The 23,994-nt window shown below is 72.5% G+C and carries 24 protein-coding genes; 20 read left to right on the forward strand and 4 right to left on the reverse strand.

Translation table 11 applies throughout. The features are described from left to right. The first annotated feature begins 209 nt into the window (after window positions 1-209). From AB0J21_RS00500 to AB0J21_RS00575, 16 genes are all read left to right on the forward strand, one after another. Window positions 210-1,724, forward strand: a complete 1,515-nt coding sequence (locus AB0J21_RS00500; RefSeq protein WP_363143517.1) for a DHA2 family efflux MFS transporter permease subunit — start codon at window positions 210-212, stop codon at window positions 1,722-1,724. Window positions 1,725-1,922: 198 nt separating this feature from the next. Next, complete coding sequence (locus AB0J21_RS00505; protein WP_363143518.1) at window positions 1,923-3,689, forward strand: alpha,alpha-phosphotrehalase; 1,767 nt, start codon at window positions 1,923-1,925, stop codon at window positions 3,687-3,689. 259 nt (window positions 3,690-3,948) lie between these two features. Then, window positions 3,949-4,524 carry a fluoride efflux transporter CrcB gene (gene crcB, locus AB0J21_RS00510; RefSeq protein WP_363143519.1) on the forward strand — a complete coding sequence of 192 codons (576 nt, stop codon included), beginning with the start codon at window positions 3,949-3,951 and terminating at the stop codon, window positions 4,522-4,524. Further along, the gene (locus AB0J21_RS00515) at window positions 4,521-4,937 is read left to right on the forward strand and encodes a DUF190 domain-containing protein (RefSeq protein WP_363143520.1); all 417 of its coding nucleotides are present in this window, start codon (window positions 4,521-4,523) and stop codon (window positions 4,935-4,937) included. Before crcB (AB0J21_RS00510) ends, AB0J21_RS00515 begins: the two co-directional genes overlap by 4 nt. Beyond that, on the forward strand, window positions 4,937-5,305 hold the full coding sequence (gene crcB, locus AB0J21_RS00520; protein ID WP_363144064.1) for a fluoride efflux transporter CrcB: 369 nt from the start codon (window positions 4,937-4,939) through the stop codon (window positions 5,303-5,305). The genes AB0J21_RS00515 and crcB (AB0J21_RS00520) overlap by 1 nt, the downstream gene beginning before the upstream one ends. A gap of 111 nt (window positions 5,306-5,416) precedes the next feature. Then, window positions 5,417-5,755 carry a tetratricopeptide repeat protein gene (locus tag AB0J21_RS00525; RefSeq protein WP_363143521.1) on the forward strand — a complete coding sequence of 113 codons (339 nt, stop codon included), beginning with the start codon at window positions 5,417-5,419 and terminating at the stop codon, window positions 5,753-5,755. 300 nt (window positions 5,756-6,055) lie between these two features. Beyond that, window positions 6,056-6,379 (forward strand): gas vesicle protein, encoded by a 324-nt coding sequence (locus AB0J21_RS00530; RefSeq protein WP_363143522.1) that lies wholly within the window; start codon window positions 6,056-6,058, stop codon window positions 6,377-6,379. Between the two features lie 17 nt (window positions 6,380-6,396). Next, window positions 6,397-6,897, forward strand: coding sequence for a gas vesicle structural protein GvpA (locus AB0J21_RS00535; protein ID WP_363143523.1), 501 nt, complete (start codon window positions 6,397-6,399; stop codon window positions 6,895-6,897). A 5-nt stretch (window positions 6,898-6,902) separates the two neighbouring features. Further along, a complete protein-coding gene (locus AB0J21_RS00540) occupies window positions 6,903-7,685 on the forward strand; it encodes a GvpL/GvpF family gas vesicle protein (protein WP_363143524.1) in 783 nt (260 codons plus the stop codon). 1 nt (window position 7,686) lies between these two features. Further along, window positions 7,687-7,956: a gas vesicle protein GvpG gene (locus AB0J21_RS00545; RefSeq protein ID WP_363143525.1), complete on the forward strand. Its 270-nt coding sequence runs from the start codon at window positions 7,687-7,689 to the stop codon at window positions 7,954-7,956. Further along, on the forward strand, window positions 7,953-8,711 hold the full coding sequence (locus AB0J21_RS00550) for a hypothetical protein (RefSeq protein ID WP_363143526.1): 759 nt from the start codon (window positions 7,953-7,955) through the stop codon (window positions 8,709-8,711). Before AB0J21_RS00545 ends, AB0J21_RS00550 begins: the two co-directional genes overlap by 4 nt. A gap of 6 nt (window positions 8,712-8,717) precedes the next feature. Next, window positions 8,718-9,707: an SRPBCC family protein gene (locus AB0J21_RS00555; RefSeq protein WP_363144065.1), complete on the forward strand. Its 990-nt coding sequence runs from the start codon at window positions 8,718-8,720 to the stop codon at window positions 9,705-9,707. A 24-nt stretch (window positions 9,708-9,731) separates the two neighbouring features. Further along, window positions 9,732-10,199 (forward strand): gas vesicle protein, encoded by a 468-nt coding sequence (locus AB0J21_RS00560; RefSeq protein WP_363144066.1) that lies wholly within the window; start codon window positions 9,732-9,734, stop codon window positions 10,197-10,199. Further along, window positions 10,196-11,008 carry a GvpL/GvpF family gas vesicle protein gene (locus tag AB0J21_RS00565; RefSeq protein ID WP_363143527.1) on the forward strand — a complete coding sequence of 271 codons (813 nt, stop codon included), beginning with the start codon at window positions 10,196-10,198 and terminating at the stop codon, window positions 11,006-11,008. The genes AB0J21_RS00560 and AB0J21_RS00565 overlap by 4 nt, the downstream gene beginning before the upstream one ends. Continuing rightward, window positions 11,005-11,238 (forward strand): gas vesicle protein, encoded by a 234-nt coding sequence (locus tag AB0J21_RS00570; protein WP_363143528.1) that lies wholly within the window; start codon window positions 11,005-11,007, stop codon window positions 11,236-11,238. Before AB0J21_RS00565 ends, AB0J21_RS00570 begins: the two co-directional genes overlap by 4 nt. Continuing rightward, window positions 11,235-11,510 (forward strand): gas vesicle protein K, encoded by a 276-nt coding sequence (locus tag AB0J21_RS00575; protein WP_363143529.1) that lies wholly within the window; start codon window positions 11,235-11,237, stop codon window positions 11,508-11,510. The genes AB0J21_RS00570 and AB0J21_RS00575 overlap by 4 nt, the downstream gene beginning before the upstream one ends. 26 nt (window positions 11,511-11,536) lie before the next feature. Here the strand turns inward: AB0J21_RS00575 and AB0J21_RS00580 are convergent, their stop codons facing one another. From AB0J21_RS00580 to AB0J21_RS00590, 3 genes are all read right to left on the reverse strand, one after another. After that, complete coding sequence (locus AB0J21_RS00580) at window positions 11,537-12,478, reverse strand: D-2-hydroxyacid dehydrogenase family protein (protein ID WP_363143530.1); 942 nt, start codon at window positions 12,476-12,478, stop codon at window positions 11,537-11,539. 65 nt (window positions 12,479-12,543) lie between these two features. Further along, window positions 12,544-13,062, reverse strand: coding sequence for an MSMEG_6728 family protein (locus AB0J21_RS00585; protein ID WP_363143531.1), 519 nt, complete (start codon window positions 13,060-13,062; stop codon window positions 12,544-12,546). Window positions 13,063-13,113: 51 nt separating this feature from the next. After that, the gene (locus AB0J21_RS00590) at window positions 13,114-13,710 is read right to left on the reverse strand and encodes a DoxX family membrane protein (protein WP_363143532.1); all 597 of its coding nucleotides are present in this window, start codon (window positions 13,708-13,710) and stop codon (window positions 13,114-13,116) included. Between the two features lie 262 nt (window positions 13,711-13,972). Between AB0J21_RS00590 and pgm the strand changes: the two genes are divergently transcribed. The 3 genes from pgm to AB0J21_RS00605 all read left to right on the forward strand — a co-directional run bounded on the left by pgm (window position 13,973) and on the right by AB0J21_RS00605 (window position 17,515). Next, a complete protein-coding gene (gene pgm, locus AB0J21_RS00595; protein WP_363143533.1) occupies window positions 13,973-15,613 on the forward strand; it encodes a phosphoglucomutase (alpha-D-glucose-1,6-bisphosphate-dependent) in 1,641 nt (546 codons plus the stop codon). A gap of 109 nt (window positions 15,614-15,722) precedes the next feature. Next, window positions 15,723-16,358 carry a hypothetical protein gene (locus AB0J21_RS00600; protein ID WP_363143534.1) on the forward strand — a complete coding sequence of 212 codons (636 nt, stop codon included), beginning with the start codon at window positions 15,723-15,725 and terminating at the stop codon, window positions 16,356-16,358. Beyond that, window positions 16,355-17,515 carry a PrsW family glutamic-type intramembrane protease gene (locus tag AB0J21_RS00605; RefSeq protein ID WP_363143535.1) on the forward strand — a complete coding sequence of 387 codons (1,161 nt, stop codon included), beginning with the start codon at window positions 16,355-16,357 and terminating at the stop codon, window positions 17,513-17,515. Before AB0J21_RS00600 ends, AB0J21_RS00605 begins: the two co-directional genes overlap by 4 nt. Before the next feature lie 728 nt (window positions 17,516-18,243). Here the strand turns inward: AB0J21_RS00605 and AB0J21_RS00610 are convergent. After that, on the reverse strand, window positions 18,244-21,348 hold the full coding sequence (locus AB0J21_RS00610) for a tetratricopeptide repeat protein (protein WP_363143536.1): 3,105 nt from the start codon (window positions 21,346-21,348) through the stop codon (window positions 18,244-18,246). Window positions 21,349-21,566: 218 nt separating this feature from the next. Here AB0J21_RS00610 and AB0J21_RS00615 point away from each other — a divergent pair, with 218 nt between their 5' ends. Next, on the forward strand, window positions 21,567-23,969 hold the full coding sequence (locus AB0J21_RS00615; RefSeq protein ID WP_363143537.1) for an NB-ARC domain-containing protein: 2,403 nt from the start codon (window positions 21,567-21,569) through the stop codon (window positions 23,967-23,969). The last annotated feature ends 25 nt before the right edge of the window (window positions 23,970-23,994 follow it).

Here is a 23,994-nt window from a genome sequence, read left to right on the forward strand (position 1 = left end):
AGAAAGCGCGGCTCGCGGACACGGCCGATTCCGCTTTCCCATCGCGCGCAGGACCACGTACGGTTCGTGTACGAAACCGTTTCGTTCCGGCAGACCCGCGATCCCAGCGCTGTGATCCGGCCCCTGCCCCGGCCCGAGCGCCGCCCGGCGCACCGGCCCGTCCGGTTTCGCCAGAGTGTTTCTCGAACGCGTCCCATGGAGCACTTCCCATGAACGAATCCGCCCAGACCCTCGACGAGAAGGTCGCCCCGTCCCCGCCGTCCGACGACACCGGCCACGCGCACCACCACGCGCGCCGCTGGTGGGTGCTGGTGGTCATCGCGCTGGCCCAGCTCATGGTGGTGCTCGACGCCACCATCGTGAACATCGCGCTGCCCTCGGCCCAGCACGACCTGGGATTCAGTGACGGCAACCGGCAGTGGGTCGTCACGGCCTACGCCCTGGCCTTCGGCAGCCTGCTGCTGCTCGGCGGCCGGCTGGCCGACCTCTTCGGCCGCAAGACCATCTTCCTGGTGGGCGTGGTCGGCTTCGCCGCCGCCTCGGCGCTCGCCGGTGCCGCGGGAAGCTTCGGTGTCCTGGTCGTCGGCCGCGTGCTGCAGGGGCTGTTCGGCGCCCTGCTCGCCCCGGCCGCACTGGCCCTGCTCAACACGACCTTCACCAACGCGAAGGAACGGGCCAAGGCCTTCGGGATCTTCGGGGCGATCGCCGGTGCCGGTGGCGGTGTCGGCCTGCTGCTCGGCGGGCTGCTGACCGAGCACCTGAGCTGGCGCTGGACCCTGTACGTCAACCTGATCTTCGCGGTGCTCGCCTTCATCGGCGGCATGGTCTTCCTCAACCGCAGCACCTCGACCGAGCGGCCCAAGCTCGACCTGCCGGGCACGCTGCTGGCCTCGGCCGGTCTGTTCGGTCTCGTCTACGGCTTCTCGAACGCCGAGACCCACGACTGGTCCTCCCCGCTCACCTGGGGCTTCCTGACCGCGGCCGTGGTCCTGATCGCCGTGTTCGCCTGGTGGCAGACCCGCAGCCGGCACCCGCTGCTGCCCCTGCGGATCCTCACCGACCGCGACCGCGGCGCCTCCTTCATCATCGTGGCGATCGCCAGTGCGGGTATGTTCGGGGTCTTCCTGTTCCTGACGTACTTCCTCCAGTCGTCCCTGGGCTTCACCCCGGTCAAGACCGGTCTTGGCTTCCTGCCGATGATCGGCGCGCTCATGGTCACCGCCCAGCTGGCGACCAACATCCTGCTGCCGCGTCTGGGCGCCCGGCCCATCGTGCCGGTGGGCCTGCTGATGGCGGCCGCGGGTCTGGCCCTGCTGACCCGCCTGGACCTGTCCAGCACCTACGCGGCCGACGTACTGCCCGGCCTCCTGATCATGGGCCTCGGCCTCGGTCTGGTCATGCCGCCGGCGATGAGTCTCGCCACCAGCGGGGTCGACGCCCACGACGCGGGTGCCACCTCCGCCACGGTGAACACGATGCAGCAGGTCGGCGGCGCCGTCGGCACCGCGCTGCTCAACACCCTCGCCGCGAGCGCCGCGACCAGCTACCTCGCGGGCAAGCAGCCCACCAAGGCCGTGCTGGCGCAGGCGCAGCTGGAGAGCTACTCGACCGCCTACTGGTGGTCGGCCGGGTTCTTCGCGGCCGGCGCGGTCATCGCGGTGCTGATGTACCGCAGCGGCAAGCCCGGAGCCGTCCAGGAGGGTGCGCCGGTCGTCCACATGTGACGGCCGCACCACCTGTGAGCCGACTCCCCCGGGGCGTGTGAGCGGAGCGCCCCGCGGGCCGGCCGCCGGCCCGGGTCCGCGTGGGGACGACGGACCCTCCGGCCGACGGCCCGGCCCGGTCGTCCCGGCACCGCACACCGCGGCGCCGGGACGACCGGGCCTTTTCGTTCAACTCCCCTGCGGGCCTACAGTTTTCCCATGACCTCGGCCCACTCCGTCAGCCCGGGCGGCCCGCCCGGCGAACCCGCCTGGTGGCGCGACGCGGTCGTCTACCAGGTCTACCCCCGCAGTTTCGCCGACACCGACGGCAGCGGGACCGGTGACCTGCGCGGCGTCACCGAGCACCTCGACCACCTGGCGGCCCTCGGTGTCGACGTGCTGTGGCTGTCCCCGGTGCACCCCTCGCCGCACGCGGACAACGGCTACGACATCAGCGACTACCGCGCCATCGATCCGCTCTTCGGCACGCTGCGGGACTTCGACGAACTCCTGAGCGCCGTGCACGCCCGCGGCATGCGGCTGATCATGGACCTGGTGGTCAACCACACCTCCGACGAGCACCCCTGGTTCCTGGCGGCCCGCGAGGACGGCCCCGGCGGCCCGTTGCGCGAGCGCTACATCTGGCGGCCGGCCAGGCCCGGCCGGAGACCGGGCACCCCGGGAGCCGAACCCAACAACTGGGGGTCGTGGTTCTCCGGTCCCGCCTGGACCTTCGACGAGGCGAGCGGCGAGTACTACCTCCACGTCTTCTCCCCCAAGCAGCCCGACCTCAACTGGGAGAACCCCGAGGTCCGGCAGTCGGTGTTCGCGACCATGCGCTGGTGGCTGGACCGGAGGGTGGACGGCTTCCGGATGGACGTCATCAACCTCGTGTCCAAGGACCCCGCGCTGCCCGACGGGCCGGTCGCGGACGGGGCGCGGTACGGCGACGGCAGCCGCTCCTTCGTGTGCGGCCCGCACATCCACACGTATCTCGCGCAGATGCGCCGGGAGGTGTTCGCCAGGTATCCGCGCCGGCTGCTCGCGGTCGGCGAGATGCCGGGCGTCACGGTGGAAGAGGCACGGCTGTTCACCGATCCCGCGCGGGGCGAGGTCGACATGGTCTTCCAGTTCGAGCACATGAGCCTCGACCAGGGGCCGGGCGGGAAGTTCGACCCCCGCCCGTTGCGCCTCACCGACCTCAAGAAGAGCCTGGGACGCTGGCAGACCGGTCTCGGCGCGGGCTGGAACAGCCTGTACTGGAGCAATCACGACCAGGCCCGGGTGGTGTCCCGCTTCGGCGACGACCGCCCCGCCTTCCGCGCCCGCTCGGCGACCATGCTCGCCACCGTCCTGCATCTGCACCGGGGCACCCCCTACGTCTACCAGGGCGAGGAACTGGGCATGGCCAACGCCCCGTTCGGCACGGTCGAGGACTTCCGGGACATCGAGTCGCTGAACCACTACCGCGAGCGGACGGCGGCCGGAGCGGATCCGGGGCAGGTGCTCGACGCGCTGCGCGAGCGGGGCCGGGACAACGCGCGCACCCCGATGCAGTGGACCGCGGGCCCGCAGGCGGGTTTCACGAGCGGCCACCCGTGGCTCGCGGTGAACCCGGACCACGTCACCGTCAACGCCGAGGCGCAGCGCGCCGATCCGGGCTCCGTCTTCCACCACTACCGGCGGCTCATCGCCCTGCGGCACGAGGAACCCGCCGTGACCGGGGGCGACTTCCGCATGCTGCTGGCCGAGGACGAGCGCGTCTACGCCTTCCTGCGACACGACCGGGCCACCGGCACCGAACTGCTCGTGCTCGGGAACTTCACCGGCGAGGAGGCCGCCTTCGCTCTTCCCGAGGACATCGGGCCGCGGAGCTGGGCGGGCTCACCGACCGTCCTCGCCAACCTCCCCGGGCCGGCGCTGCCCGGCCCGCCGTGGCGGCTGCGCCCCTGGGAGGCGCGCGTCCACCGCCGCCGCGCCCCGTGATCCCGGGGAGCCGGTACGGGGACGCCGCGACGACGACGGAGCGGGCGCGGCGGCGGGCCGGGAGGGAGGCGTCGTCGGGACACGGCGCGAGGTCCGCGCCGCACGAAGGGCTATCCTGTTGGCTGAGTGCCGTCACGCCGAGCGGAGGCACTCGCGGCGGTGGGGCCCGCCGTACCCGAACCGCGGCAGGCGCCGCCAACGGTCCCTACTCGTGACAAGTGCCGCCCGCGTCCCGGGCGGTCCACGCGTAGGGAGAGGTATGCGTTCGAACAGGCCCGGGCGACCGGTACGGACTCCGGCACGGCCCGTCTTTGCCGCCGAGCCGACAGACCCCGACATCGAGGACGCCGAACCCGGCGGGGGCACGGCGGAAGCCGGGGACCGCGGACGCGGGCGTGCCGGGGGCCGGCCGAACCCGTGGCACTCCCAGGGGCCCGTGGTCGGCGCCGTCTCGGCGGGCGGTGTCCTCGGCGCGCTGGCCCGGTACGGCATGGGGCTCGGGTGGCCCACCCCGCGCGACGGGTTCCCCTGGACGACCTTCACGATCAACGTCCTCGGATGTTTCGTGATCGGCGTCCTCCTCGTCTCGGTCACCGAGATCTTCCGGGCCCACCGGCTGCTGCGCCCCTTCTTCGGCACCGGCGTCCTCGGCGGATTCACGACGTTCTCCACGTACTGCGTCGACATTCAGCAGCTGATAGAGAACGGGCGTCCGGGGACCGCCGTCGCCTACCTCGCGGCCACCGCCGTCGCCGCGCTCGCCGCCGTCACCCTCGCCGCCCGCCTCACCAGGCGGCTGCTGGGGCACCTCACGAAAGGGACTTTGCGACCGTGACCGAGTCCACCACGTCCGAGGGCTGGACGACCGTCGACGGGGTACGGCTCACCGTGCTCGTCGACGACACCGACACCTGGCACCACCGTCCCGTGTACAGCGAGATCGTGCACCGCGCGCACGCGGCGGGGCTCGCGGGCGCCTCGGTCTTCCGTGGCGAGGAGGGCTACGGCGTGCATCAACTCGTCCACACAACCCGGCTGTTGTCGATGGCCGACGACCTCCCGGTGGCCGTGGTGATCGTGGACCGGGCAGAGCGGGTGCACGCCTTCCTGCCGCGACTCGCGGAGCTGGGCCTCGAAGGGCTTCTCACGCTGGAGCCGGTCGGCATCCTCACGTTCGACGGCCGCGGGACGCCCGGCACCGGCCCCGGCACCGGCACCGGCACCGGCACCGGAGGAGCGCACACGTGATCAACGCGTTGCTCGTCGCACTGGGGGCGGCCGTCGGTGCCCCGCTGCGCTACCTCACCGACCGGTCGGTGCAGTCCCGGCACTCCGGGGTCTTCCCCTGGGGCACTCTCTGCGTGAATGTGGCGGGCTCCCTCGTGCTCGGGATCGTGACCGGGGCGAGCCTGTCGGGTCTCGCGGGCGAGCGGGTGCGGCTGCTGCTGGGCACGGGGCTGTGCGGGGCGCTGACGACGTACTCGACCTTCTCCTACGAGACACTCCGGCTCACCGAGACGGGGGCCCGGTTCTACGCCGCGGCCAATGTCCTCGCCTCCGTCGCCGCCGGGATCGGCGCGGCCACTCTGGGGTACGTGCTGGGCCGGGCGCTGTAGCCGAGCAGCCGTGGAATATTCAACTTTCCGCTTCGGTTGACCCGCGTGCACGGCAGTTTCGGCCGGCGCCGCCACTTCCGGGCAGGCGCCACCACGTCCGGGAGGGACATCGTGACCGACGCCTACTTCGAGTTCGGCACGCCCGCGGACCGCTGGGACCGCGCGCAGATGTTCTTCGCCGCCAAGGAGTACGGCACGGCGGCCCGGATTCTGCGCGGACTGGTCGAGGAGGACCCGCGGAACACGGCCGCGCGGATGCTGCTCGCCCGTGCTTACTACCACTCGGCGCAGCTGGGCCGGGCCGAGCGTGAACTGCGTTCGGTGCTGGAGCGGGACCCGGTCGAGCACTACGCGACGCTGATGCTGGGCCGGACCCTGGAGCGCCAGGGCAGGGACGCCGAGGCGGCCCCCTATCTGCGGCTCGCCTCCGCGATGTCCGGCGAGTTCTGAGGCGGGTCCGACTGGCCCGGAGTCGCTGACTGAGCCCTCACACGGGCCCGGGGCGCGCATGGCGAAGGCCCCTGGCCGACGACCCGCCGAGGTCGCGGTCAGGGGCCTTCGCCATGCCAGGAAGGCTTCCTGTGGCGCCGGGGTCAGGTGCTGAGGCGGCGTCCTGGCCTCAGGAGCCGGGTGCGCGGGGCGCCCTGACGCCGGGCCCGGCCCGTCGGCGGGACCGGCCCCCGGGGCGCGCGGCTCCCGTTCGGGTGTACAGCGCGGGCGGAACCGGCGTCCTGCGGACAGGCTGGGCACATGGCAGAGCACCGTACCCGTTCCCCGGGTCCCTCCTCGCGGGCCGCGGCCCCCACCCACGCGCTCAAGGGCGCCGAGGAAGCGGCGGAACACGCCTGCCGGAGTCTTTCCGCCCTGATCAGCCATCGCGCCGAGGGCGTGTCCGCCGTGGGGCGGGCCGCCGACCACGAGGGCTGGCGGGTCGACGTCGACGTGCTGGAGGTCCCCCGGATCCCCGACACGACGAGTCTGCTCGCGACCTACGCGGTCGAGCTGGACAGCGCCGGGACGCTTCTGGAGTACCACCGGGTCCGGCGGTACCGCCGTGGCGCCGCCGACAGCTGAGAAGGACGGTCCACGCCATGACGATCACCACCCCCGGCTACCGGGACGACGTCGCGTGCGCGCCGCGTGCCGGCACCCTCTACGACGTTCTGGAACTCATCCTCGACCGCGGCATGGTCATCGACGTGTTCCTGCGCGTCTCCCTGGTGGGCATCGAGATCATCAAGGTGGACGCCCGGATCGTGGTGGCGAGCGTCGACACCTACCTGCGGTTCGCGGAGGCGTGCAACCGGATCGATCTGGAGGACGACTCGCACAGCCGGACCGTCCCGGAGCTGTTCGGCGGGATGACGAAGACGATGGGCAAGGCCGGGGCGAAGAAGGCCGCTTCCTCCGTGGGCGACAAGGTCAAGGGCGCGTTCGGCGCCGGCCGCACGGACGAGGCGGAAGAGGCCGAGGAGCCCGTGGCGGACGAGGAAGCCGAGGAGCGCCGGCCCCGCAGGCGCGCGAGCGCCGGCCGGTCCTCCCCCGCCGGTGGCAGCGGTGCCCGCGGCCGGCGCCGGACGACGAGGGACTGACGACGATGAGCGTGTACGTGTACGCGGTGGTGGGAGCGGGCCACGAGCTCGCGGCCGGTCTCCGTGGTGTGGGTGAACGGCCCTCCTCCGTGGCGCTGTTGAGGAACGCCGAGGGTGAACCGGCCGCTGTGACGGGAGCCGCGCCGACCGGCCTGAGGGCCAGGCGGCGCGACCTCAACGCCCATCAGGACGTGCTGGAGACGCTGATGCGCTCCGGCCCGGTGCTGCCGATGCGGTTCGGCGTGGTACTCCCGGACGAGCGGACGGTCCGCGACCAACTGACCGCCCATGCCGCCGAGTACGCCGCCGTGCTGGAGCGAGTCGAGGGCCGCGTCGAGTTCAACGTGAAGGCCCTGCCGGTACAGGACGAGACCGCGCTCGCCACTCTGCTGCGGGAGGACCCCGCACTGCGGGAGCTGCGCCGGAGCACCTCGCGCCGCCCCGCCTACGAGGCCAACGTCCGGTTCGGGCGGGCGGTGGCCGAGGCACTGACCCGCCGGGCCGCCCGCTGTGCGGAGCGGGTGCGCGCGGCGCTCGAAGAGAGGGCCGCGGAGGTGTCCGAGGGCCCGGAGGTCGATGCCTGCGTGCTCAACACCTCGTACCTGGTCCCGCGGGGTACCGAAGCGGCCTTCCGCGCTCTCGTGGAACGGCAGGCGGCCGCGGAGCGGGGGCGGATCGAAGTGCGCCTGACCGGCCCGCTGCCGTGCTACAGCTTCGTCGGCTCCGGTTCGGCGCGTACGGTCCCGGCCTCCTCACCGTCCGCGGCGCCGTCGTCGGCGGGGGTCTGAGATGGGCCTGCTGACGGGTCTGCTCACCCTCCCCCTCGCGCCGGTGCGCGGAGTGTCGTGGATCGCCGACCGGCTCGTGGACGCCGCCGAGCAGGAGCACAGCGACCCCGCTGTCGTACGGGCCCGGCTCGCCGCTCTCAACCGGGCCTACGACGAGGGGGAGATCGGCACCGAGCAGTTCGAGACCGCCGAGGAGGAACTGCTGGACCTGCTGGAAGGCGTGACCGCCCCCCGATCCGCGTTGTCCCCTGCCCCGGGAAGACAGACATGAACGACAACAGCAAGGCCGTCCTCGCCGCCGCACTCGCCGGCGGCTATCTCCTGGGCCGCACCCGCAAGGCGAAACTCGCCCTCGCGGTCGGCTCGTACCTCGCCGGACGCCGCTACGGGCTGTCGCTGAACAGCCTCACGCCCCGCGGCCTGCTCGACGAGGGACTGACCCGGCTGCGGGAGACACCGCAGTACGCCGCACTGAGCGAACAGGTACGGGAGGAACTGCTCAAGGCGGGCCGGACCGCCGTCTCGGCCGCCGCCGACCGTCACCTGACCTCCCTCGCGGACATCCTGCGTGAGCGCACCTCCGCGCTGACCGGGGTCTCCGTCGGCCCGAAGGGCGAAACGCCCGAGGACGACGAGGAGGACGAGGGGGGACCCGAGGGGTCCGACGAACCGGAGGACGCCGCCGATACGGAGGAGGAGGAAGAAGACGAGGGTCCGGACGGCGAGGGACAGGACGCGGGCTCGCATCAGCCCGGTCGCCGCCCGGTCACTCCTCCCGGCGGCACCGCGAAGACCTCCCACCGGGCGCCCACGAAGAAGGCGCCCGGCGGACGGGTGAACCCCGCCGAGAAGACCGCCGCGGCGAAGAGGGCCGCGGACAGCGGGACGGCCAGGAGGAAGGCTCCGGCCAGGAAGGCCGCGCCCGCCAAGAAGGCCGCCCCCGCGAAGAAAGCCGCCAAGAAGAGCACCCCGCGCGGGGCGGCCGGTACCGGCCGGAGCGCCGCGCCCTCACGACGGGCGAAGTGATCAATGATGGCAGCGGAAAAGAGCGGTGCGAAGGACGGGGAGAAGCCCTCCGCGCTGGAGCACCTGATCGAGGAAGTGACCTCTCATCTCGAAGCCATGGCACAGCACTTGGCTGACAAGGCGGGAGAGAAGGTCAGCGATCTGACCGGCAGGTTGTCCGATGTCGCCGAAGGCACGGGCGCCCGCGCGGGCGCCCGCATCCTGGGCGGCGAATCACCCGTGAAAGCGCTGTTCTCCGAGAAGACGAAGGACGTGAAGAGCAACGTGGCCGGCAAAGTGAAGGGTGCCTTCGGCGGAGGCGGCGGGGGCGACGAGGGTGGCGGCGGGGGCGGCGGGGGCGCCGCGGGTGACCTCAAGATCACCAACATCATCGAGACGCTGGACGTCGGCGTCCCCGTACGCACCGCCTACGACCACTGGACGCAGTTCGAGGACTTCAGCGGCTTCATGAAGGGTGTGAAGTCGGTAGACCAGAAGGACGACGTCAGCACCAACTGGAACGTCAAGGTCGCTTTCTCCGCCCGTAGTTGGGAGGCGACGATCGAGGAGCAGGTGCCGGACGACCGGATCGTGTGGAGCTCCGAGGGCGCCAAGGGCAGCACCCACGGAGCGGTGAGCTTCCACGAGCTGGCACCGAACCTGACCCGCATCGTGGTGGTCGTCGAGTACTCCCCCGCCGGCTTCTTCGAGAAGACCGGCAACCTGTGGCGCGCCCAGGGCCGCCGGCTGCGCCTGGACCTCAAGCACTTCGCCCGGCACGTCACCTTCGCCGAGGAGGACGAGATCGAGGGCTGGCGCGGGGAGGTGCGCGACGGCGAGGTCGTCCGCTCGCACGAGGACGGCCTCAAGGACGACGAGCCGGACGACGAGCAGGACGACGAGGCGGGTCCGGAGGGCGAGGACGAGAACGGCGACGACGGGGGCGAGCCCGAGGACGACGAGGCTGAGGAAGAGGACGACGAGGACGCGGACGAGACCGAAGACGCCCGGGTCTGAGGGGAAGCCGTGACTGACCTCGACCTGCGCGGCGGACGGGAACGGGACTTCGTCCTCCCCGAGCCGGGCACGACGAATCTCGCCGACATCCTCGAACGCGTCCTCGACAAGGGCATCGTGATCGCCGGGGACATCAAGATCGACCTGCTGGACATCGAGTTGCTGACCATCAGGCTCCGGTTGTTCGTGTCCTCCGTCGACACCGCCAGGAAGGCTGGGATCGACTGGTGGGAGACCGATCCCGCGCTCTCCTCCCGGGCCAGGAAGGAGGAACTGGCGGAGGAGAACCGGTTGTTGCGTGAACGGGTCGAGGCGCTGGAGTCGGCGCTCCCGGACGAGTCAGCCTCCGGCGCGCGCGGTTGCGGCGTGCCGGAGGCCCCGTCCGGGCGCCGCTCCGGGGACGGCGGCCCGGACCGGCCCGCGGACCCCGCCCCGGCGCATGCCGGGCCGGCCGGCTCGCCCACATCCACACGTCGCGGGAGGACCGTATGAGCGTCGCCACCTACGTCTACGCCGTTCGACGCTGCGGGGGCGCCGAGGTGCACGTGCCCGGGCACCCCGGCGGAAGCCCGGTGCGGTTGCTGCCGTTCGGGGCGCTGGTCGCGGTCGTGCAGGACGTGCCCGCCGAGGACTTCACGGAGGAGGCGATGCGCCGGCGCCTCGCCGATCCCGCGGAACTGGAGCGGTGCGCGCGCACCCACCACGCCATCGTGACGGCCTGCGCCGACACCGCGCCCACCGTGCCCCTGCCGCTCGCCACGCTGTACGCCAACGACGTCCGGGCCCGCGCGGCGCTGGAGGAGCACGAGGAACGCTTCGGCGCGGCGCTGCACCGCCTCGCCGGGCACGTCGAGTGGGCGGTCAAGGTGCACCGGGACGGCGCGAGCCCCGGCCCCGGCATCGCGCCGGGACCGGCCCCGGCGGCCGAGCCCGCCGAGGACCCCGGGGCGTCGGGTGACGGCCGCAGCTATCTGCGTCAGGTGCGCGAGCGGCAGCGGCAGCGCGACCGGCATCACGAGCAGAGCCTGGACGTGGCCGACCTGGTGGACCGGACGGTGCGCTCGCTGGCGGTGGCGGCGGTGCGCCGCAGACCGCACGGCGTGGAGGTGACGGGCCGGGACCGTCCGCAGGTGATGAACGCCGCGTACCTGCTCGCGCGGGAGGACCACGTCCGGCTCAGCAGCCTGATCAGCACGCTGGAGGCGGACCCCCGGCTGCGGGGGTACGCGGTGGAGACCTCCGGTCCCTGGGTGCCGTACTCCTTCGCGAACGACGAGGACCCGCACGGGGAGACGGTGTGACGGCGCCGCTGCCCGAGACGGTCGCATGGGAGGGCTGGGAGCCCGCGGGCCCGCTGGGCGTCCCGCTCGTGGACCTGCTGGACCGGGTGCTGGCCGCAGGGGTCGTCATCAGCGGGGACCTGGTCATCGCGATCGCCGACGTTCCGCTCGTACGGGTGTCCCTGCACGCGCTGCTGTCCTCGGTCAACGACCGGGTACCCGCGCCCTGGGCGGACAGTGGGCCGCTGTGAGCGACACCCGGGTGGATCTCGACACCGAGCAGGCCGGACGGGATCTCGCCGCCCTGGTCATGACGGTCGTCGAGCTGCTGCGCCAGCTCATGGAACGCCAGGCGGTGCGCCGGGTCGAGCAGGGCGACCTCAGCGAGGAGCAGGAGGACCGCATCGGTACAACCCTCATGCTGCTCGACCGGCGGATGACGCAGCTGTGCGCGCAGCACGGACTCAGACGCGAGGACCTGAATCTCGACCTGGGCCCGCTGGGCACCCTGCTGCCCGACTGAGCGCCCCGGCCCGGCCGCGTTCCGCGTCAGTTCAGGACGCGGACCGGGGCTCCTTCGGCGTAGGCCCTGATGTCGTCCGCCGCCTGCCCGTAGAAGACCTCGTAGGTGCCCTCGGTGACGTATCCGAGGTGCGGGGTCAGGACGGTGCGCGGGGCGGTGCGCAGCGGATGGCCGGCGGGCAGCGGCTCGACGTCGTACACGTCGAGGCCCGCCCCGGCGATCCGTCCCTCGTGCAGGGCCTCGACGAGGGCCGGGGTGTCGATCAGCGGGCCGCGCGAGGTGTTGACCAGGTAGGACCGCGGGCTCATCCAGGACAGTTCCGTACGCCCGACGAGGCCGGTGCTGCGTCCGCTCAGCTTGTAGTGCACGGTGACGACGTCGGCGGCGGAGAAGAGTTCCCGTTTCGAGACGGGCTCGGTGCCGAGTTCGCGTGCCCGCTCCGGGTCGAGGTTGCTGCTCCACGCGAGCACCCGCATCCCGAAGGCCCGTCCGATCGCGGCGACCCGCGCGCCCAGCCTGCCGAGTCCGACCACGCCTAGCACCCGGCCGTCGAGGTCGCCGCCGAGGGTGTGCTGCCAGCCGCCTTCCCGCATTCCGGCGGCCTCGGCGGGCAGATGGCGCACGAGGGACAGGATGAGCCCCCAGGTCAGTTCGGGGGTGGCGGAGACGGGGCTCTCGGTCCCGCACACCGTGACGCCGCGTTCGCGGGCCGCCGCCAGGTCGATGGAGGCGTTGGCCATGCCGGTGGTGACGAGCAGTCGCAGGGCCGGCAGCGCTTCCAGGCGTTCGCGGGTGAACGGGGTCCGCTCGCGCATCGCCACGATCGCCTCGCAGTCCCCCGCGGCGGCGACCAGCGCCTCCGTGCTCGTGAGGGGTTCGTGATGGAAGACCACCTCCGCGCCGAGCGCGGACCAGTCGGCGAAACGATGGGCGGCCTTCTGGTAGTCGTCCAGCACGGCGACGCGCACGGTGTGTCCCTTCGGCGGCGAAAGACGGATCGGCGCCGATCCTAGGCGCTCGCCCGGGTGTTCCCTCACGCACTGTCCGTGCCGGCTGCCGGGCTGCGCGCGGCACCTCGGTCCGCGGTCTCCTCCCGGTCGGAGCGCGGCCACACGTAGGGCAGGTCGTCGGGGGCCGAGGGGAACTGCGGGAGGTAGAAGTCCGGGTTCTTGCGGACCAGGGCCGAGCGGTGGCTGAGGTGGAAGTCCTCGTCGCCCAGCCACGGGGGGAGTTCACGGGCGCGGGACAGGGTGTCCTGCCTGCGGACCCGGCTCGTTCCACGGGCCGCGCGCAGATCGGCCCGCAGGCTCGCGGCGCAGGTGTCGGCCCGGCCGGTACGGGTCCACTCGGCGCACACGTCGAGCCCGTAGCGCACGAGGGCCTCCTCGTAGCCGGCCCACATGCGCACCGCCGGATGGCGGCGCCAGCCGTGGCCGGGCACGGTGAGGCCGCGCAGCACCTGGAGCGCTTCGACGCGCTGCTTGCCGAGGCGACGGGCGTCGAGCGACCGGGCGCTGCGGACGAAGTCCGGGTACGGCAGGAAGGTCTGCATGACGGGTCCCTACCGCACCCGGGCCCCGGTGGTGCGCGTTCGGCGCGGGCTTCAGCCGATGGGGAGCCTTTCGCGGGCGGCCGCCGTGGCCGACCCGGCCGCCGAGCGCGCCGACTGGGAGACGTCGGCGAGGGTGTGCCGTGCGCTGTCCGCCGCTTCCTGTGCGGAGTGGGCGGCCTGACGGGCCGTGGCCAGGGTCTCTCGTTTGCCCAAGCGGGCGGCGGAGCGGGTGCGGTAGGCGACGGACGGTTTCCCGTGGGTGTCGGCGGCGGCGAGGAGCAGTCCGCCGAACAGGGACAGGTCCTTCGTGAACCGCGCCCGGGCCCGCCTGCGCTCCTCGGGGTCCTCCGCCGTCCGCCAGGCGTGGCCGGACAGGGTGGTCGGCAGGAGGCTCGCGGCCAGCGCGAGCGCGCAGACGCGCGGGGAGCGGCCGAGGGCGAGCAGGGTGCCGGCGCCAAGTTGCACCGCACCGCCCAGGCGGGCCAGTCGCACCGGGTCCTCGGTCAGCGGGCCGATCCGGGTGGCGAGGGGCACCAGCACGGGAGCGGCGGCCGACGCGGCGCCGTGGGGGTCGCGAAGAGTGCGCAGTCCCCCGGTGACGAAGGACGAGGCGAGCAGCGGGCGGGCGATTCTCCTGAGGACAGCCATGGCGCTCGCCTGCCCGGGTCGCGCGGCGGCATGCCCGCACGGGGCGGGCCGGTGACGCGGCGGGCCCCGGCGCCGTTCCTGACGCCGGGCCGGTGCGGGGAGCGTCGCCGGGGCGGCGGGGCAGGTGCCTCGGACGGGGGTGACACTGGATGATGGGCCTGCGCCTGCGCGAGGACGCCCCGGCGCCCCGGGCCCCGGCCGTCCAGGTCCTGCGACCTGAGACCGGGACCTGACGACCTGAGACCTGAGCGAGGAGTGGCAGATGCCCCACGAACGAGCCGGACAGCCCGCGCGGCCGGAGAACCTCACCGACATCGCCCGGCTGGTGACGGCGTACTACGCGCTGCACCCGGACCCCGAGGACCCGGCGCAGCGGGTGAGCTTCGGCACCTCCGGGCACCGGGGTTCCTCGGTCTCGACGGCGTTCAACGAGGACCACATCGCGGCGACCAGTCAGGCGATCTGCGAGTACCGGGCCCGCCAGGGCACGGACGGCCCGTTGTTCCTCGGGGCGGACACGCACGCCCTGTCCGAGCCGGCGAAGGTGACCGCGCTGGAGGTGTTCGCCGCGAACGAGGTGACGGTCCTCGTCGACGCGGCGGACGGGTACACCCCGACCCCGGCCGTGTCGCACGCGATCCTCACGTACAACCGGGGCCGCGGCGAGCACCTCGCGGACGGGGTGGTGGTGACGCCCTCGCACAACCCGCCCGGCGACGGGGGTTTCAAGTACAACCCGCCGAGCGGCGGTCCGGCCGGTTCGCAGGCGACGGGCTGGATTCAGGACCGGGCCAACCGGATCATCGCGGACGGACTGGGGGAGGTGCGTCGTGTCCCGTACGCGCGGGCCCTCGCGGCGCCGACGACGGACCGTCACGACTTTCTCGGCACCTACGTCGACGACCTGTCCTCGGTCCTCGACCTGGAGGCGGTGCGCGGCGCGGGGGTGCGGATCGGGGCGGACCCGCTGGGCGGGGCCTCGGTCGACTACTGGGCGCGGATCGCCGAGCGCTACCGTCTCGACCTCACGGTCGTCAATCCGCTGACCGATCCGACCTGGCGGTTCATGACGCTGGACTGGGACGGCAAGATCCGGATGGACTGCTCCTCGCCGTACGCGATGGCCTCGCTCATCGAGCAGCGGGACCGCTTCCAGATCGCGACCGGGAACGACGCGGACGCGGACCGGCACGGCATCGTCACCCCGGACGCGGGCCTGATGAACCCCAACCACTACCTGTCCGTCGCGATCGGCTACCTGTTCTCGCACCGCCCGCGGTGGCCCGCGGCGGCCGGGGTCGGCAAGACGCTGGTGTCCTCGGGGATGATCGACCGGGTCGCCTCCGACGTGGGGCGCACGCTCGTCGAGGTGCCGGTCGGTTTCAAGTGGTTCGTGGACGGGCTGAGCGACGGTTCGCTCGGTTTCGGCGGCGAGGAGTCGGCGGGCGCCTCGTTCCTGCGCAAGGACGGCTCGGTGTGGACCACCGACAAGGACGGCATGCTGCTCGCGCTGCTGGCCTCGGAGATCCTGGCCGTGACCGACAAGACGCCCTCCGAGCACTACGCGGGGCTGACGGCGCGCTTCGGCGCCCCGGCGTACGCGCGGATCGACGCGCCCGCGACGCGTGCCGAGAAGGCGGTGCTCGCGAAGTTGTCGCCCGATCAGGTGCGGGCCGACACGCTGGCCGGGGAGCCGGTCACCGGGGTGCTGACCGAGGCCCCGGGCAACGGCGCGGCGATCGGCGGCATCAAGGTCACGACGGAGAACGCCTGGTTCGCGGCGCGCCCCTCGGGCACCGAGGACGTGTACAAGGTGTACGCCGAGTCCTTCCAGGGCCCTGAGCACCTCGCGCTCGTCCAGGAGGAGGCCAAGGCCGTGGTCGCGGCGGCGCTCGAAGGCTGAGCCTCGTACGGCCGGGGCGCGGGCGGCGGGCGGTTCGCGGTGCGTCCGGGCTTCGGCCGTACGGCCTACGGAGGGTGCGCGGGACGAGTGGCCTGTTCAAGGTGGGCACATGCGCCTTCCCGCCGCCCTCTCCTCCCCCGCCTCCCCGGGGCCCTTGGAACCCGCGGGGTTCTCCGGGCCGGCCGGCCTGCGCCGTACCGCAGCGTTCCTCGCGTTCAGCACGGTCGCGGCGCTCACCCTGGGCTGGCCGCTGGTGGCGCGCGCGGTGCCGGACGGCGAGGGGCTGAGCGCGGGCCAGGTGCTGCGCCTGGGCTTCGCCCCGGCCCAGCGGGTGAGCCTGCGGGTCATGGGCGCGGGCTGGCGGCTGAGCCGCGCCGAGAGCGATCCGGGCACGGGGTTTCTGCTGACCCGGGACGGGGTGCGGCTGCGGGCGAGCCGGGTGGGACTGACCAGGCCGCAGGACGCGGACCGGCTGTGGACCGGTCTGCGGCAGGTGTTGCGCACCTCCGACGGCGCGGCGCGGCTCGGGTCGCCGCGTGTCGTGCGCACCGACACGGGGCGCGCGGGGCAGCGGGGGAACGCCTCGGAGGGCGGGCGTTCCGGACAGGCCTTCGTCTTCGCCTCCCCCGCACGTGACTACGGGCTTCAGGTGGTCGTGCTCGGTGAGCCGGGCGCGGACGCGGGAGCCCTGCGGGAGGGGTACGCGCTCGCGCGGACGGCCGTCTTCGCACGGGAGGGGGCGTGAGCGGCCTGGACCCGGCGACGGCCCCGGTTCCGGAACCCGCGGTACCGCCCCGGCCGCTGTCCGGCCCCGACGGAGCAGGCGCCCTGCGGGCACGAGTGGGGCGGGCGGGCCTCGTGTGGGCGCTGGCGGCGGTGTGCGCGGTGGGGCTGGTGGTGCTCGGCTGGAGTTTCCGGGGGACGGTGCGGGTCTTCGCCGGTACGGCGGTGCTCTCGGCCTTCCTCCTGCTGGTCGCGCTGCACGTCGGCGTCACGGCGCTGCGCCGGGTGCGCCCGTTGCGGGCCCCGCCGCGTGGCTGGTCGTGGGCCGGGGTGTGCTGGGGCGGTACCGCGGCGACGGGCTGCGCGCTGCTCGCCAACGGCGGCCTCTCGGCCCTGTGGTCACGAATCGGCGGTGTCGACTTCGGTTCCTCGTGGGGGGCCGCTCTGACGGCGCCGCTCAACGAGGAGTGCCTGAAGACGGCCGGGGTGGTCCTGATCGCGGTCGCCGTACCGGTGCGGATGCGCGGACCGATGGACGGGTGGACGCTCGGCGCGTTCACCGGTCTCGGCTTCCAGATGACGGAGAACTGGACGTACGCGATGCACAGCGTCCTCATGTACGGGGGCACGTCGGCGGGCGATTCGGCGCTCCAGTCGATCATCGGCCGCGTGGGCTTCACGGGGCTCGGCTCGCACTGGACGATGTCGGCGGTCGCGGGGACGGGCGTGGGGCTGTTGTTGTGCGGGCCGCCCTCGTCCTGGCGTGTGCGGCTGGCCGGGGCGGCCGGCTGTCTGCTGACCGCGATGGCGATGCACTGGTTCTTCAACGCCCCTTTGCTGACAGGGGTGGTGGGTACGGCGGCGAAGACGGGCCTCGACTTCTGCGTGGCGCTCGGCTTCTACCTGGTGTTGCGTCACCGGCTGCGACGGCGTGCGCGTGCGGTGCTGCTGTCCCCCGGCACGCACCCCGGCGCGGCCCGTCTGCTGACCCGGGGCGGCCGCCGACGGGCCCGCGCGGCTCTCCCGCCCGGGCCGGGCCGTGACGCCTACGCCCGGCTGACGGCTGCCCAGTTGGACCTGCTGGAGGAGACGGCCGCCGCCGGGCACCCGCGTCCGGCACTGGCGAGGACGCTCACCGAACGGGTGGCGGCCGCCCGGATCGCCGTGCCCGCTCCGTGACATGAGGGAGTGGGGTCACCGCACGGGATGCACGGTAGCGTGTCGGCCCTCGCGGGGAGGACCGGATCGCGGACTTCTCCGACGGGCCGCACGGCGCAGGCATGGACGGCCCCGGGCAGGGCATAGGATCGCGCAGATTCAGCGAAGGGATGCACCCATGGCTTCGGCGATTTGTCCATGTGGCGGTACTTTCAGCACCGGCGACCCGGGCCCGGACGGCCGGACCACGGCGCTGGTGCACCGCGATGCGCACAACGCGGTGGCGCCGTGCCCGTTGGAGCAGCGGGAAGGGGCGGCGGCGGTGCCGGGGCGGGAGCCGGGCCGGTGACAGCGCGCCGGGGCGCACGGCTGCGGCCGCGCGCCCCGGCGGGGTTCATGCGGAGGTCGGGCTGTATCCCATGCAGGTCGCCCATATCACGATCGCGACCGGCGTGACCGCCAGAGCTCCCCAGAATACCGACTTCACAGCGAGGGAGAGCGGTCCATTATTTCTGGGCACTACACAAAACCTTTCATTGTGCTGGTGGCACGCACCTGAAGAAGCAGGGCATGCGGGAGTGCAAGGAAAGACCTCAGCATCGGGGCGACTCGTTCCGGGAGCGATCATAGCGAGATCATCGGCAGCGCACATAATTCGACCCAATCAGCTTGAGCGCCGCAGCCCTCAGCAGCATTGGTGTAAATGGCACGCATCAGGATCGACCGAGCGCATATGCCAGAAGCAATTCTCAGTCCTGGTCCGGCAGCGCCTCGTCCGCGGCGAGGGCCCTGAGCGCACGCAGCGTATGGGCCGCCTCGGCGCGTGAGCCGAGGCTGTTGCTGATCTCAAGGCTCTGCCGAAGGCGCTCGGCCGCCGCCCGCACCTGCCCCATCGCCTGCTCGGTCCTGCCCAGGTCGTAGAGGACGCTCGCCTCGTCCCCACGGGCCCGGAGTTGGCGCAGCAGGGCGAGGGACGCCAGGTGGCGCGGAACGGCTTCGACGTACCGGCCGGCCCCGCGCAGCGCTCGCCCAAGACCGTTGAGCACCAGGGCCTCCCCGCGGGCGTCCCCGACGCCGCGCAGCGCGGGCAGCGCCCTTTCCAGCAGAGAAAGCGCTTCCTCAGGCTCCCCGAGAGTCGTCAGAACGGTCGCGAGATTCAAATGGAGAGTGGCACTGTCACCACGCCCGCTACCCGAATCCAATAGCTTTATTGCCTGTCGATAAGCGCGCTCAGCCGCCTGCGACCTACCAATGCGCTGATACAGCTCGGCAATATTGTTCAGAGACCGGTAAAGCCCTCTCCGGTCACCCTCGCCAGTGAATCCGGATATAGCCAGAAGGAAATATTCGACCGCCTGCTGATCATTCCCGACATGCAGGTGGAGAATACCCATAAGATTATGGCTGCGCGCCAGCTGTAGAGCATCGCCCAGACGCAGACGAATGCGCAGAGCCCGCTCCGAGAAGGTGTGCGCATACCCGAACTTCCCCATGTACCAGAGCGCCATCGCCAACTGATGCAACGCCTCGGCCTCGACCAGCGGAAGATCCCGGGCGCGGGCCACCGACAGCGCCCCGAGGGCCGCCCGGCGCGCATCCCGGTACTCGCCCCGGTGTGCGCACACCACACTCAGGTCGAGCAGTGCGGCCGCCGCCGCGCTCGCCTCACCGGCGGCCAGCCAGTACGTCACGGCGGCGCGCTGGACGGGTTCAGCCGTCGCGAGATAACCCTCCCCATCCAGGAACCCGCTCAACACATGCACGAACAAAGCGAGTTGCGCATCAGAACCGTTGGCACGCAGCCACTCCAGAGCACCGAGGAGATTGGCCCCCTCCCTGACGAACCACTCGGTGGCGGCGTCCGGCCCCTCCGGTCCGTACGCGTCGCGTGCCCCGGAGGGCGCATCAGGGACAGGTATGCGCACCCGGAACGCGTAAGCCGAGCGATCGGCGTGATCGGCGGAGCGGAGATAATGGTCCACCAGGCGGAGCCGTGCCTGACGGGCCTCGGCCTCGGTGTCCACCTCGGCGAGCCCCTCGACCTCCGCACGAATTGCGCCATCCGTTCCCACCAGGAGACGGGCATAGGAACGCAAGAGATCATGCATGCCGTACCGATGAGGACTGGGCTCTATGATCATATTTCTGACGAGTAGTTCCTCGATTAGACGTTCGGACGTCGCCACCGGAAGATCCGCCAGCGCCGCCACCGCCTCGGGACCGAACTCACTTCCGAAGTGCATCCCGACCCGGCGGAAAACGAGCCTCTGCAGAGGCGTGAGCGCGCGATAGGAAGAAGCGATCACCTGAGTGATGGTCTTTTCGCCGTCCCGCAGCTCCGCCAATCGGTCGGGCCCGCTCAGCAATTGATCCAGAAGATCCGACACCCGCCAAGAAGGGTGCGAAAGGAGCCTACTGGACACCAGTTCGATCGCCAGGGGTAGGCCGGCGCAGAGTCTGACCACCCGCTGGACCTCGGGTTTCCAGGCGTCCCGTTCCAGTCCGACCCGGTGCAGGAAGAGGGCCGCACCCTCCTCCTGCGGCAGCGGCGGGAGGGTGAGATGCCGGACGCCCGTCAGCCCGTTCAGCCGCTGTCGGCTGGTCACCACGACGGCCGCGGGAGAGTCGCCCGGCAGGAGTTCCCTGACCTGCTCGGGGCCGGAGGCGTCGTCGAGCAGCACCGCGATCCGGCGTTCCCGCAGCACCGTGCGCCACAGGGCGACGAGTTCGTCCCTCCGGTGCGGGATGCGTTCGGCCGGGAACTCCAGGAGCCGCAACAGTTCGGTGAGCGCCTGCTCCGGGGCCAGAGGGGCGTGGCCCGGCGTGTGGCCGCGCAGGTTCACGTACAGCCGGCCGTCCGGGAACCGGTCCCGGAGCTGGTGGAACACGTGCAGGGCCAGCGCGGTCTTGCCCAGTCCGCCCATGCCCCCCAGCGCCTCCACGGTCACCACGGGACCGGCCTTTCCCGCCTTCGGACTGAGGGCCGCCGTGAGCCTGCGCACCTCCTCGCGCCGCCCGACCCACGACACGTCCCTGGGCAGGTTGTCGGGGCAGCCCGCACGCCTGCGCGAGGTCCGCTCCGCGCCCGGGTCCAGGAGGTCGGCCGCCGGGACCCCGGCCAGCACCCCGGAGTGGGTCGCGGTCAGGCGCTCGCCGATGTCGATGCCGGTGCGCCGCACGACGCGCTGTCGTGCCGACCTGAGCACCGAGGCCGCCTCCCCCGTGCGGCCGCTCCCATGCAGGGCCAGTGCGTACTGGGCGACGAGGCTCTCGTCGACGGGCCGGTCCTCCAGCAGCGGCGCCAGGAGCGGCACCGCCTCCTCGTACCGGCCGGCCCGCATGAGCGTCGCCGCGCGCAGGCCCAGAGCGCCCGTCCGTGCGTCGCCGACGGCGGCGCGCAGCCGCTGGACCCAGTCCGTGTCCATTCCGGCCAGCGGCTCCCCGCGCCACAGCGCGTCGGCGCGGTCGAGGACCTGCCACGCCTCGGCTCCGGCGCCGCCCCGCGACAGCGCCCGCGCGCGACGCACCAGGTCGGTGTAGCGGTGCAGGTCCACCTGGTCCGGCTCGACCGCGAGGAGGTACGCGTTGCCCCTGCTGACGATCACCGACGGGTCGAGACGGCACTCGCGCAGCGCCCGGCGGACTCTGGAGACATGGCTGTGCAGCGCTTCCCGGGCCTTGAGCGGAGGGTCCTCGCCCCAGACCCTCCGGACGAGGCTCTCCACGCCGACGGTGTTCCCGGCCTCCCAGGCCAGGACGGCCAGAGTCAGACGCGTCTTCGGTGGCCCCAGGGCATGGCGGCTGTCAGCCGTACGAATTTCGACCGAACCCGAAAGCCGAATCTCGAATTCCACCAACGCCCCCCTGCGGAAAGGGCTTGCGTCCAAGCGACCAAGACTGACATGGGATCATCAAATTCGACTACATGGCATCAATCGATGTCCGAAATTGATCGACCCCTTCATCTTCTCGTTGGAGGGACGTGAAAACCGGGGAGAACTCCAGGGCACCGAAAGGTCATTATTGCCACTGGCATATGCTGAACGACTGAACACGCTTCGGGGGACAAGGAATGCCGCTTTCGTCGTCGCGGGACGCAGGGGCCCTTCACCGGGCCGTCGCCCGGTGGCAGCACCAGCCCAGGTCTCCGGCCTGGCACGAACTGGCCGACATCGTGCTGCCGTTGTGCGCCCGAGACGAGGCGCTCGCCCAGCTGTGGCGGCAGGCGCCCACGGGCCCGGCGTTCAGCGCCGCCCTGGACGCCAGCGCCGCGCTCGATCCGAAGACCGGCCATCGTCTCGACTCGTGGCTGGAACGGTACGCGGCCCCCACGACGCCGCCTCCGCACGGCAACGCGGTGAGCGGGAGCGTACTCAACGGGCCGACGGTGCAGTCCGGAACGATCCACGGCGGGGTGCACTTCCACGCCACCTCCCCGGCGTCCTCCTCCCCCAGGCCGGTGCCCCGCCAACTGCCGCCGACGCGCAACTGGCTGGCCGACCGGCGAGGGGACCTGCGCGCGCTCGACCGGCTCGGCGGGGGCGAACATCCGGTCCTGCTGGTGGTCAGCGGTTTCGCCGGGGTCGGCAAGACCACACTCGTCGCCCGCTGGCTGAAGGACCGGACGGACCACTACCCCGACGGGCAGCTGTACGCGGACCTGGGCGGTCACCGTGCGGACGGCCGGGACGGGCCGGTGGCGCCCGCCGCGGTTCTGAGCGCCTTCCTCCGGGCCCTGGGCGCGACCGCCGTTCCCGACGAGTTCTCCGAGCGCGTCACACTGTGGCGATCACTCACCTGGGAGCTGCGGCTGATCCTCATGCTGGACAACGTGGCCACGTCCGCCCAGGTGCGCCCCCTGTTGCCGGGATCGTCGACCGGGCTCACGGTCGTGACCAGCCGGCGACGGCTCACCGGGCTGGCCCCCGACGGAGCGCTGACCCACCACCTGCGGCCGCTGCCGCCCGAGGCGGCGGTCGAGCTGCTGGCGACGGGCGGTGGGGCGCGGGTGGCCAGGGAGCCGGTCGCCGCGCGGGAAGTGGTGACCCTGTGCGCGGGACTGCCCCTCGCGGTCTGCCTGGCCGCGGCCCAGCTCGCCGCGCGTCCCCAGCGCACCGTTTCCGCCCTGGCCCGCACGCTGGCCCAGGGCGGCGGGCCTCTTGGAGCCCTGAGTGTGGACGGCGAGGCCGTCGTCCACACGGCACTCGACCTCGCCTACGCGTCGCTGCCCGAGCAGGCCGCGGCCCTCTACCGGGGTCTCGGCGCGCTGCCCCCGGAGCGCTTCGAGCTGTCCCTGCTGACGGCCCTGTGCGGTACGGGAAGTGGTCCCGAAGCGGCTCGGCAGGCCGAGTTCGCCGTCAACGCGCTGCTGGAGGCACATCTCCTGGAGGAGACCGGTCCGGGCGTGCACCGTTTCCACGATCTCGTCCGTCCCCATGCCGCGGAGCGGGGCGAGGCAGCGAACGAGGACGAGCGGGAGCGGTGTGCGCACCGGTTCGTGCGGTGGTGTCTGGCCGGCGCCGCCGAGGCCGAGCGGCTCCTGACCCCGAGTCACCGCAGGCCCGGTAACGTCGAGGCGCCCGAATCCGTGGCGTGCACGCCCCTGGACGGCGCGCCGCAGGCGGTCGGCTGGCTGAGCGATCACGGACCCGCGCTGCTGGAGGCGGTACGGCTCGCCCACGCGGCCGGCTGGGACGCCCTGTGCTGGCAGTTGGTGGACGCCACCTGGCCGTACTTCCAGCGTCTGCGTCCTGCGGGCGTGTGGAGCGAGGCGCACCGTCTCGGTCTGCACGCGGCCGAGCGGGCGGGTGCCCGTCCCGGGGTGGCCCGGATGCTGACGTCCGGGGCCGTGGGGCTGCGGGAGGAGGGCCGGTACGAGGAGGCCGGGGACTGGTACCGGCGGGCGCTGGAGCTGGCACGCGCGGACGGGGATCCCAAGGAGCAGGCCCAGGCGCACAACGGGCTGGGGCACCTGGCGATGCTGACCGGCCGGTACACGGAAGCGCGGGAGCAGCTCGGCAGGGGACTCGCGCTGCGGGAGTCCGTCGGCTACCACCGGGGGGCCGCTCTGAGCCGGGTGCGGCTGGGCGAGGTCGCGCTGGCGGAGGGGGCGCACGAGGACGCCGTCCGGGAACTGGCCCGGGCGCGCACCGAGCTGACCGGCCTGGACGAGACGTACGAGGCGGCTCGTGCCTGCGCCCTGATGGGCCGTGCGACCGCCCTGCGGGGAGAGCCGGACGCGGGCTCCCGGCTCGTCGAGGAGGCCTTGGGCGTCTTCGTTGCCGCAGGAACCCGCTCGCCCCACTGGGAGGGCACCTGTCTGGTGTGGCTGGGTGACATCGCCGAACAGCAGGGCGATCGTGAGAGGGCACGTGACCGGCTGGCAGCGGCACAAGCCGTCCTCAGGCTGCTCGACCCGGCCAAGGCCGAGCGGATCGGCGAACGACTGGGAGACGGGCCGGGGACGGTGGCCTGACCCGCCGTTCCCGACCCGACGTTTC

The organism is Streptomyces sp. NPDC049954 (assembly GCF_040656295.1).
Lineage (GTDB): Bacteria > Actinomycetota > Actinomycetes > Streptomycetales > Streptomycetaceae > Streptomyces.